This is a genomic window from Coprococcus intestinihominis (assembly GCF_040096555.1).
Lineage (GTDB): Bacteria > Bacillota > Clostridia > Lachnospirales > Lachnospiraceae > Coprococcus_A > Coprococcus_A intestinihominis.
In genome coordinates, this window is record NZ_JBBMEK010000368.1 from 1 (window position 1) to 2,329 (window position 2,329).

The following is a 2,329-nucleotide window of genomic DNA, read 5'->3' on the forward strand; positions in this document are numbered from 1 at the left end:
CAAGCCTGTTATTACAAGTGGTTTCGCTGTTACCGTTTTTATGCAGGAACTCTATGTATGATAACAGAAAATCATGTGTACAATCCTCAAAGCCAAAGGTACGAAGTGATAAATTCATAGTATCGGTTATATATCTTCTGAACACGGTCAAAGCATCCCGGTAGGTTTCTATTGTATTCCGGCTTTTCAATGACTGATCAGGCAGGTAATGCTCAAGAAAATCCAGTGTTTTTGAGAAAAACAGTATCTTTTCCACTTTTTTTCTACTCATGGTCAGTCACCTCCGGGATAACGAAACCTGAAGTCTTGTCCCTGTCTCTGATGATCCGGAAAGCTTCGCTGACCTGATGGTAATAATAAAAAGTATCATCCGTACTCTGATGTCCCAGATACCGGCTCAGAAATGGAAGCATCTCCTTAAGTGCGATACCTTCTTCCATCCAGAGATTCATCCTTTTTACTACAAAGCTATGTCTGAGGCAGTGAACAGTAGGAGTTTTGTCACAGCCTTCTGCATATGGTGTTGCATTCCATGCCCTGCGAAATGCTGCGTTTATAGTGACAGAACACAGGCAGTTGCCCGGTTCTCTTGCAGGGAAAACCCATTCTGATACGCATCCATGATGATCATTCAGTATCGTCTTATATTCCTTCATTAACACAGCAAGATCATCTGACATATATATTAGCCTGTCTTTATGACCTTTTGACTGCATGATTTTTAATGTTCCCGCTTCAAGATCTGCATCACTCCACTTCAGTTTTCTCGCTTCTGAAATACGCAGGCCACAACAATAGATCAATCTGAAGATCACTTTATACTCTGTAGACAGACGCAAAAACGAGGGCACTTTTATCTCTGGAGAATAACTGTCGATTTCATGAAAGAATGCTGATATTTCATCATCTGACAAGACATGCACCAGTCTTTTTTCACATTTATAAAAATTCGACGGAATATATGCTTCCTCACCGAGGGAGATCATGAATAACGCAAACTGACGGATGATAGAAGTACGTGCTGAACAGGTAGATAATGCTTCTCCTTCACGCAATGTCCCCCATTTTTTGACCAGTTCCCTGCTGAGATATGGCTGTATAACGGATTCTTTTACACAAAAATCGTCAAAATGTTTCAGTTTCCATTCTTCAGTTTCATAAGAGAATCCAACAGACCTCTTTTCCTGTAGAAACTGTTTAATATACGGAGCAAAACAGCTTTGATATTCATATCCGAGAATCTTCATTACAGACCTCCTTCCAGCATCAGTCCGATGTCTGACAATGATAATCCACATTTTCTGCTTCTTTCATCATCCAGAAGAAGGTATTTCATTACGCTTGTCGGATCACGATGACCAAGTGCATCCATTACATCATCGATGCCGGCATGATTTTTCAGCAGATTTGTAGCAAAAGTCCTGCGTGTCACATGAAAACCGCCGCCCTTTACATCATTTCTTTCGGGCAGGATACGGTAAAGTGCTCTGGTACATACTTTACCAGTCAATCTTCCATACGGGGCTTTGGATCTTACAAAAATAAAATCGCTTTCTGCATCAGGTCTGCCGTATTTCAGGTATGAATATATAGCATTTCCCACTTCAACAGGCATTGGAAGAGTGATCTGTGTTTTCGTTTTTTTCATGATGATTGAGATCTGGCATTTCTTCCAGTCGATATCCTGAAAACGGAGTGCCAGGATATCATAGGCCCTCAGTCCTGTTTTTAGGCCAAGCAAAACAATGGCAATGTCGCGAAGTTCTACAGGGGCATTATGGGTCAGCCGGTACTCCTGGATCCTCTGAATCTGTTCATCGGACAAAACATCAATGATCTTATCTACGGGTGCACTTCCTGATATAAGACATTGATCCAGACCATGTCTTTCTGTATATCGATGTTCCTCAAGATAGCGTAGGAAGGCTCTTACGATTACAAAGCGGGTGGCACGGCCTTTAAATGTGGAATGTTCATCCTGGATTGAGAATTCTTTGATTATCTCTGGAGAAATCTGTTTGAAACTGTCATACCCATGATCGATCAAAAACAGACAAAAGCTTGCACAGGAACATCGATAAGATTTAAGTGTACCGCTTTCGCGATATTCACGTTTTTTCTGTTCTAAAAGACCTGCGACGGCTTCCTTACACCATTCAGGGAGTTCATCATATATGGTAGGAATGTATTTATATTTCCCACCCGGGTGGATATCGCCGCTAAGAAGATATTCATTACAAAAACTCAGAACTCTTCTCCAGTGAAGCCAGGAAGTTCCCAGTGTATTTTTTACCTCAGAGAACCATATCCAAACGATATCCGGATGATA

At 41.2% G+C, this 2,329-nt stretch carries 3 protein-coding genes; all 3 read right to left on the reverse strand.

Annotated features, from left to right (window positions below; translation table 11 throughout):
- The coding region (locus tag WMO25_RS17230; RefSeq protein WP_349086404.1) for a phage integrase SAM-like domain-containing protein at window positions 1-271 on the reverse strand (271 nt) is incomplete at its 3' end.
- Complete coding sequence (locus WMO25_RS17235) at window positions 264-1,247, reverse strand: tyrosine-type recombinase/integrase (RefSeq protein WP_287778590.1); 984 nt, start codon at window positions 1,245-1,247, stop codon at window positions 264-266. The genes WMO25_RS17230 and WMO25_RS17235, both read right to left, overlap by 8 nt.
- On the reverse strand, window positions 1,247-2,329 hold a 1,083-nt coding region (locus WMO25_RS17240), incomplete at its 5' end, for a tyrosine-type recombinase/integrase (protein WP_349086406.1). The genes WMO25_RS17235 and WMO25_RS17240, both read right to left, overlap by 1 nt.